This is a genomic window from Desulfovibrio sp. DV (genome assembly GCF_001936595.1).
Classification (GTDB): domain Bacteria; phylum Desulfobacterota; class Desulfovibrionia; order Desulfovibrionales; family Desulfovibrionaceae; genus Solidesulfovibrio.
In genome coordinates, this window is record NZ_MLBG01000161.1 from 1 (window position 1) to 7190 (window position 7190).

General features: G+C 65.4%; 7 protein-coding genes. 6 read left to right on the forward strand and 1 reads right to left on the reverse strand.

Annotated features, from left to right (window positions below; all coding sequences use genetic code 11):
• Positions 1-612: 612 nt before the first annotated feature.
• Positions 613-1824: a hypothetical protein gene (locus DVDV_RS21020; RefSeq protein WP_075356532.1), complete on the reverse strand. Its 1212-nt coding sequence runs from the start codon at positions 1822-1824 to the stop codon at positions 613-615.
• Between the two features lie 169 nt (positions 1825-1993).
• Here DVDV_RS21020 and DVDV_RS21025 point away from each other — a divergent pair, with 169 nt between their 5' ends.
• The 6 genes from DVDV_RS21025 (at position 1994) to DVDV_RS21050 (ending at position 6861) form a co-directional block, all read left to right on the forward strand.
• Positions 1994-2935, forward strand: a complete 942-nt coding sequence (locus DVDV_RS21025; RefSeq protein WP_075356533.1) for an exopolyphosphatase — start codon at positions 1994-1996, stop codon at positions 2933-2935.
• 101 nt (positions 2936-3036) lie between these two features.
• Positions 3037-4158, forward strand: coding sequence for a tRNA preQ1(34) S-adenosylmethionine ribosyltransferase-isomerase QueA (queA, locus tag DVDV_RS21030; protein ID WP_075356534.1), 1122 nt, complete (start codon positions 3037-3039; stop codon positions 4156-4158).
• 94 nt (positions 4159-4252) lie between these two features.
• A complete protein-coding gene (locus DVDV_RS21035; RefSeq protein WP_075356535.1) occupies positions 4253-4492 on the forward strand; it encodes a 4Fe-4S binding protein in 240 nt (79 codons plus the stop codon).
• Positions 4492-5553 carry a 3-methyl-2-oxobutanoate dehydrogenase subunit VorB gene (locus DVDV_RS21040; protein WP_075356536.1) on the forward strand — a complete coding sequence of 354 codons (1062 nt, stop codon included), beginning with the start codon at positions 4492-4494 and terminating at the stop codon, positions 5551-5553. Before DVDV_RS21035 ends, DVDV_RS21040 begins: the two co-directional genes overlap by 1 nt.
• A 1-nt stretch (position 5554) precedes the next feature.
• Complete coding sequence (locus DVDV_RS21045; RefSeq protein ID WP_075356537.1) at positions 5555-6307, forward strand: thiamine pyrophosphate-dependent enzyme; 753 nt, start codon at positions 5555-5557, stop codon at positions 6305-6307.
• A gap of 2 nt (positions 6308-6309) precedes the next feature.
• Complete coding sequence (locus tag DVDV_RS21050; protein WP_075356538.1) at positions 6310-6861, forward strand: 2-oxoacid:acceptor oxidoreductase family protein; 552 nt, start codon at positions 6310-6312, stop codon at positions 6859-6861.
• Positions 6862-7190 lie beyond the last annotated feature (329 nt).

Here is a 7190-nt window from a genome sequence, read left to right on the forward strand (position 1 = left end):
CCCCCGGACCCCTCGACAGGGTCAGGTAAGCGGGCGGAGAAGCAGTCGGCAGGCGTCGGCGTGAGAGAATGGGGCTTGGGATTGGGGTCGATGCGCCCGTCGCTGGCGCGCCAGACGCATCGACCCCAATCCCAAGCCCGCATTTCGTTGGAGAAAGAGCGACCAGATGGGCGCATAACACCAATACGCTCCACCCAGACAGGCATGTCCGTTTCCCGACGGCGGGATGCTTCTTGGTATTAATGCAATGAATTTGCTAAGTATTTTAACAGATTGGGAAGGTGCTTGAACCTGTCTGGTCGGTTTGAAGCGAACCTGTCGGCGTCGGCTTGGCGACGCCGAGGGCGAGTTGGTGGCTGGGTTTTGCCGGCCGGGCCTGCCGGGCTTTGGCGGCAGGCCCGGCCGGCAAAACCCAGCCACCATTCTCTTTCACGCATCCGCTCCCGTCCCTGCTCCTGCCCGGCCGACGCCACCCGGCCCATCCCATCGCAGGGGTCCGGGGGGATCATCCCCCCGGTGGGGTTCGGGGCAAAGCCCCGATTCTCTTCTGCTTCTACTTCTACTTCTACTTCTACTTCTGCCTCCTCCTGCTTCCCCCGGCCTCTCCCCCACTTACGGCGCTGCAGCCGACAAAATAGCGGCGACGGTGTCGGGGTGGCGGACGATGGCGGTGCGGGGGCAGATGGTGGTGGCGCGGTGGGCGAGGTCGTCGCGGTCGGTGACGAAGATGGCCCGCAGGTCGGTGGTGAAGCCGGCCATGGCGGCGAGCAGGCTGACGCCTTGGGGGCCGGTGCAGCAGACGAGGTGTGGTCCCGTTTCGAGGGTAAGGCCCAGGGCGGCGTTGAGGTTGCGCAGGCCTTCGGCCGGGGAGAAGTCGTTCCAGAGGTCGCGTTTGGCGGCGGTGGGGGTGATGGTGAGGTCGTGGCCGTCGTCATCGACGCGAAAGTGCAGGCGTTCGGGATCGACGGCATCGACGACGTCGTGGACGTGTTCGAGCAGGGCCAGGGAGGCGTCTTCGTCGATGGAGGCGGCGGCGTCTTGTCGGGCGATGCTGGTTTCGCCGCGTCGAAACTGGAGTCCGGTGCCGACGCAGGTGAAGGCGATCCAGGCCGGGTCGGCCATGAGGACGGCGAGGCGGGCGTTTATGGCTTCGAGCAGGTCGGCTTTTTCCTGGGAGAGGGGCGCTTCACCCTGGTTGCCGTCCGGGGTTTGCCATTGCCGGCCGAGCGATGCGCCGTAGGCGAAAGTTTGGGGCGGCATGGTGGCGCGGTCGATGATGCCGGGTCCGGTGAGCGGGGCATCGGACCACAGCACGGGTTTTTTGCTGCGGGCCATGGCGAAGCGGCTGGCGGCCACGGCGTTCCAGGCGGGCTGGACGGTGGTGAGCAGGCGTTGGCTGGCCGGCCGATAGAGGGCGTCGCAGTCGCAGATGAGGGTATTGACGCTTTCGCCGGCGATGATTTTGAGCCCGCGCCGGATGGCGTCGCGCAGGCCGGACCGGTGTTTGCCCAGGCGCTTTAGGAGGGCTTCTCGGCCGTCTTCGAGGTAGGCGAGGTCGTTTTCGAGTTGGTTGATTTCTTCGGCCACATTGAGGTCCAGGCTGACGTCTTCGCCTTGGCTGAGGCTGGCGACATGGTCGCGGCCGGCGGCCTTGCGCAGTTCGGCCAGGGCCAGGGCCAGTCCGGCCGGCAGTTCGGCCGGGAGCGGGCGTCCGGCCAGGACGGCAGCGGCGGCGGCGCGGCGCAGGGCAGCGGTCTGGCCCATGAGGACGAGCAGTCCGTCGAGGCTTTCGACCGGTTCAATAGAGGGCGGGGGTTGGTGCATGGCGGTGTTCCTTGCGGTATTTCACAGGAAAAAGGGCTGGCTGGCAAAGGAAATATCAGCCGGCGGCCGGGGCAGGGCCTTTGGCGGCGCGGTTGCTTCGGGGGTGGCCTTGCGTTAGACAGATCAAGCGTCCGCACTGTACGGGCGGCAGGCCAAGGAGGTTTGGGACATGCGGCTTTTGACGCGATCGGATTTCGACGGACTGATCTGTGCGGTGCTGCTCAAGGAAGCCGGCATCATGGACGAGTGGGTGTTTGTGCATCCCAAAGACGTCCAGGATGGCAAGGTAGCCTGCGGCCCGGACGATATCCTGGCCAACGTGCCGTATGCGCCGGGCTGCGGGCTGTGGTTCGACCACCACACCAGCGAGACCGACCGGCTGGGCGATTTTGAATTTACCGGCGTGTCCAAGCCCCTGCCGAGTTGCGCCCGGGTCATCTGGGAGTATTACGGCGGCCATGCCCGGTTCCCCAAGCACTTTGACGCAATGCTGGCCTATGTCGACCGCTGCGACAGCGGCGATCTGCGGCCTGAAGAAGTGGCCAACCCATCGGGCTGGATCTTGTTGAGTTTTCTCATGGACCCGCGCACTGGCCTGGGGCGTTATCGCGATTACCGCATCAGCAACTACCAGCTCATGATGCAACTGGTGGAACTGTGCCGCACCGCGTCGGTGGAAGCCATCCTGGCCGATCCGGACGTGGCCGAGCGGGTGAAGCGTTATTTCGAACAGGAGGCCCAGTTTACGGCCATGGTGCGGCAGCGCTCCAGGATGGTCGGCAAGGTGCTCTTGATTGACCTGCGCGAGCAGGAAGAAATTTACACGGGCAACCGGTTCTCGGCCTATGCCCTGTTTCCCGACGCCGATGTCAGCGTGCAGGTCATCTGGGGCAAGGCCAAACAGAACGTGGTGCTGACGGTTGGCAAGTCGATTTTCAACCGCAGCAATCCGGTGGACATCGGCCGGCTGATGCTGTCCTACGGCGGCGGCGGCCATAGAAACGTCGGCACCTGCCAGGTGCCGGAAGACCAAGCCGAGCAGATCATAGCCGACGTGGTGGCGGTGCTGGACGGCCAGCGGCCCCAGCCGCCCATGGCCGGCGCGGCCTGATTCGCCGCACTCCAGACTGGTTTTGGGCGGCGGACCGGATGCGCCCGGTCCGCCGCCTTGTTGCCCTTGTCCCGTAACCCCGGCTTGCCCAGGAATTCCCCGTGTCCGATCCGCTTTCGCCCCCGGTTGCATCGACCGCCGCGTCTCCCGACGATCTGCTGTCTTCGTACCATTTTGACTTGCCGGATGGCATGATTGCCGAGCGGCCGTGTGCCGTGCGCGACGCCTGCCGGCTGATGGTGGTCAACCGTCCGGCCGGGACCGTGTCCCATGCCGTCTTTTCCGAGCTGCCCGACCTGCTGCCCAAGGGCGCGCTGCTTATCGCCAACGACACCAAGGTGGCCCCGGTGCGGCTCCTTGGCCGGCGTCCGACCGGCGGCGCGGTGGAGTTTTTACTGCTCACCCCGGTGGCCCTGCTCAAACCGGAGACCGATCCGGCCACGGGCTTCTCATCGGCCCCGGCCGCCGGGCTGTTGCGGGTTTCCCGGCCGCCCAGGCCCGGAGACCGTTTCGAGTTCGGGCCGGATCTGGCCGTCACCGCCGTCTCCCGGGGTGCCTTTGGCCATACCGAGGTGACGCTTGCCTGGCGCGGCAGCCTCCCGGAGGTGCTCACGCGCATCGGGCATGTGCCCCTGCCGCCCTACATCCGTCGGCCCGATGACGCCGCAGACCGCGCCACCTACCAGACCGTCTACGCCCGCGACGACAAGCTCGGCAGCGCGGCCGCGCCAACCGCCGGCCTGCATTTTACCGAGGAACTCCTCAAAACCCTGGCGGCGCGCGGTTTTGGCTTTGCCACCGTCACCTGCCACGTGGGCGTGGGCACTTTTTCGCCGGTGCGCGTCCCGGACCTGCGCGACCACGCCATGCACCAGGAATGGATCGAGGTTTCCCCGGAAACGGCCGAGGCCGTGGCCCGGGCCAAGGCCGACGGCCGGCCGGTCATTGCCGTTGGCACCACTGCCGCCCGGACCCTTGAGGGCGTGGTGCGCGAAACCGGCGCATTTTCCCCCTTTGCCGGACTCACCGACATCTTCATCCGGCCCGGCCACCGCTTCGCCGTGGTCGACGGCATGGTCACGAATTTCCATTTGCCTGGATCATCGCTGGTGATTATGCTGGCCGCCCTGGCCGGGCGTGAAAATATCCTGTCTGCCTACGGACAGGCCATCGCCTCCGGCTACCGTTTCTTTTCCTACGGCGACGCCATGCTGGTTCTGTAGCCGTCTGGCGTTTCCCCACCGCCTTGCCTATTCGGGCCTGGGCCGCGCTCCATGGGAGGAGTCGCGCCGATCCCCTGCCCCCAAGGAGAAACAGATGTCGCGGATTGTCATCGACGAGCAGCGCTGCAAGGGCTGCCTGCTTTGCGTCGAGGCCTGCCCCAAGTCCATTGTCGTGGCCTCGTCGCGGTTCAATGCCAAAGGCTACAAGGTGGCCGAGCTGCCCCAGGCCGATATGGACAAATGCACGGGCTGCGCCTCCTGCGCCCAGATGTGCCCGGACGTGGCCATCACCGTCTGGCGCACGGCCAAAAGCAAAGCCAAGGAGAACGAGTGATGTCGGCCAAACGCATCTTTATAAAGGGCAATGAAGCCATTGCCCAGGGCGCACTGGACGCCGGCTGCCGTTGCTACTTCGGCTACCCCATCACCCCCCAAAACGACATTCCGGAAAAGTTGTCCTCGGCCATGCCGGCTATTGGCGGCGAATTTGTCCAGGCCGAATCCGAAGTGGCCTCAGCCAATATGCTGCTTGGCGCCGCCGCCTGCGGCGTGCGGGCCATGACCACCTCGTCGAGCCCGGGCGTGTCGCTCATGCAGGAGGCCATCTCCTACATGGCCGGTTCGGAGCTGCCCGGCGTCATCGTCAACATGAACCGGGGCGGCCCCGGCCTTGGCGATATCGGTTCCTCCCAGGGCGACTACTTCCAGTCCGTCAAGGGCGGCGGCCACGGCGACTACCGCACCCTGGTGCTGGCTCCGGCCTCCTGCCAGGAGTGCTACGACCTGACCTTCGAGGCCTTTGACCTGGCTTTCAAATACCGCAATCCCGTGCTCATCCTCGGCGACGCCATCGTCGGCCAGATGAAGGAGCCGGTTGCCCCGCGCGCCCCGCTCCCCATCGACCCCGAAGCCGGGGCCGACTGGAAGCTGACCGGACGCGGCGAGCGCGCCCCGCGCATCCTCAAGTCGCTCTTCCTCGACGACGGGGCCTTGGCCGGCCAGAACCTGCACCTGCAACAGAAGTATCAGTCCATGCAGGCCGAAGTGCGCTACGAGGCTTTCGAGACCGCCGACGCGGAACTGATCGTGGTGGCCTTCGGCTCCATCGGCCGCATCGCCAAGTCCACGGTGCGCACGCTGCGGGCCCAGGGCTTAAGCGTCGGGCTTTTCCGCCCCATTACGCTGTTTCCCTTCCCCGAAGCCGAGCTGCGCGCCCTGGCCGCACAAGGCAAGCGGTTTCTCACCATCGAGCACAACCTCGGCCAGATGGTCGACGACGTGCGTCTGGCCGTGCGCGGCATTGCCGATTCGGACTTCTTCGGCTTTCTCCCCGGGAACATGCCCACACCCGAAGACTTCGACGCGCCCATCCGCGCCGCCGTGAAGGGGGCTTAACATGCAGGAACAGCTTGTCTTCGACCGTCCCGACGTCCTGGCCGACGTGCCCAGCCACTACTGCCCCGGCTGCCAGCACGGCGTGGTCCACCGCATCGTGGCCGAGTGCCTGGAAGAGTTCGGACTGGTGGAAAAAACCATCGCCGTCAGCGCCATCGGCTGCTCGGTCTTTATCTACAACTACGTCCTCGTCGACACCGTCGAGGCCCCGCACGGCCGCGCCCCGGCCGTGGCCACCGGCGTCAAACGCGCCCGCAAGGACGCCTTTGTCTTCGCCTACCAGGGCGACGGCGACCTGGCCTCCATCGGCCTGGCCGAAATCATGCACGCCGCCAACCGCGGCGAACGCATCTCGGTCATCTTCGTCAACAACACCGTTTACGGCATGACCGGCGGCCAGATGGCTCCGACCACCATGATCGGCCAGAAGACCACCACCTGCCCCGGCGGGCGCTGCCTGGAACGCGAAGGCGGCCCCATGCACATGGCCGAAATCATCGCCACCCTGGGCGGCGTGGCCTACTGCGCCCGCACGGCGGTCAACAACATGAAAAACATGGCCCAGACCAAACGGGCCATCCGCCGGGCCTTCCAGACCCAGATAAACGACGAGGGCTTCGGCTTCGTCGAGATCCTGGCCACCTGCCCCACCAACTGGAAGCTCTCGCCCGTGGCGTCCAACGAACGCATCGGCAAGGAAATGATTCCCGAATTCCCGCTCGGCGTCTTCAAGGACGCAGCCAAGGAGGAATAGCCGTGAGCCTCTACCAGGACGTGATCATCGCCGGATTCGGCGGCCAGGGCGTCATGCTCATCGGCAATCTGCTGGCCTACGCCGGCATGGAACATGGGCTTAACGTCACCTATATCCCGGTCTACGGACCGGAAATGCGCGGCGGCACCGCCAACTGCACCGTCGTCATCTCCGACGACGCCATTGGTTCGCCGATCATCCGCAGCCCCAAAAGCCTCATTATCATGAACCGCCCGTCGCTGGACAAGTTCCAGCCCCAACTCATCGACGGCGGCGTGCTCATCGTCAACTCGTCCCTGATCGACCCGGCCCTGGCCGACGCCTCCCGCGTCCGTCTGGTGCCCGTGGCCTGCAACGAAATTGCCGACAGCCTCGGCAATACCCGCATGGCCAATATGGTGGCCCTTGGCGCCTACGTCGAAGCCACCGGCGTGCTGCCGCTGTCCGCCGTCGAAGACAGCCTCGGCCACGTCATCGCCAAACACTACAGCCACCTCATCCCCAAAAACGCCGAAGCCCTGCGCGCCGGCGCTGCAGCGGTGAGTAAGGCGTAGGAAGGGAAGAGAATAAGAGAAGATGCCTCCGGCGGCCGGGGGGATAATCCCCCCGGACCCCCTTGATGGGAAAAGTTTTAGGGGTTCTTGGTGGTGGCTGGCAAACCGGTCGGCTGTGGACCGGGACAGCCGAAGACCGCGTGACGGGAACCATCGCTGGCAGCCCGAATGCCCCGGCCCCCTTGATGGAGAAGGCGGGGCATCGGCGCGATTGAACTGTTTGTTTTCCTGGTTTTTTGATGCATCGGTGATTGCCCGCTTCGGCGATGCAGTCGTGATTGTTCACCCCCCCCTTTAAAAGTTTTTGGGGAAGGAGGGGGTGTGGGGGA

Coding starts and splice junctions, on each gene's coding strand:
- DVDV_RS21020 (WP_075356532.1), bottom strand. CDS start 1,824: ATGCACCAACCCCCGCCCTCTATTGAACCGGTCGAAAGCCTCGACGGA.
- DVDV_RS21045 (WP_075356537.1), top strand. CDS start 5,555: ATGCAGGAACAGCTTGTCTTCGACCGTCCCGACGTCCTGGCCGACGTG.
- DVDV_RS21035 (WP_075356535.1), top strand. CDS start 4,253: ATGTCGCGGATTGTCATCGACGAGCAGCGCTGCAAGGGCTGCCTGCTT.
- DVDV_RS21025 (WP_075356533.1), top strand. CDS start 1,994: ATGCGGCTTTTGACGCGATCGGATTTCGACGGACTGATCTGTGCGGTG.
- DVDV_RS21040 (WP_075356536.1), top strand. CDS start 4,492: ATGTCGGCCAAACGCATCTTTATAAAGGGCAATGAAGCCATTGCCCAG.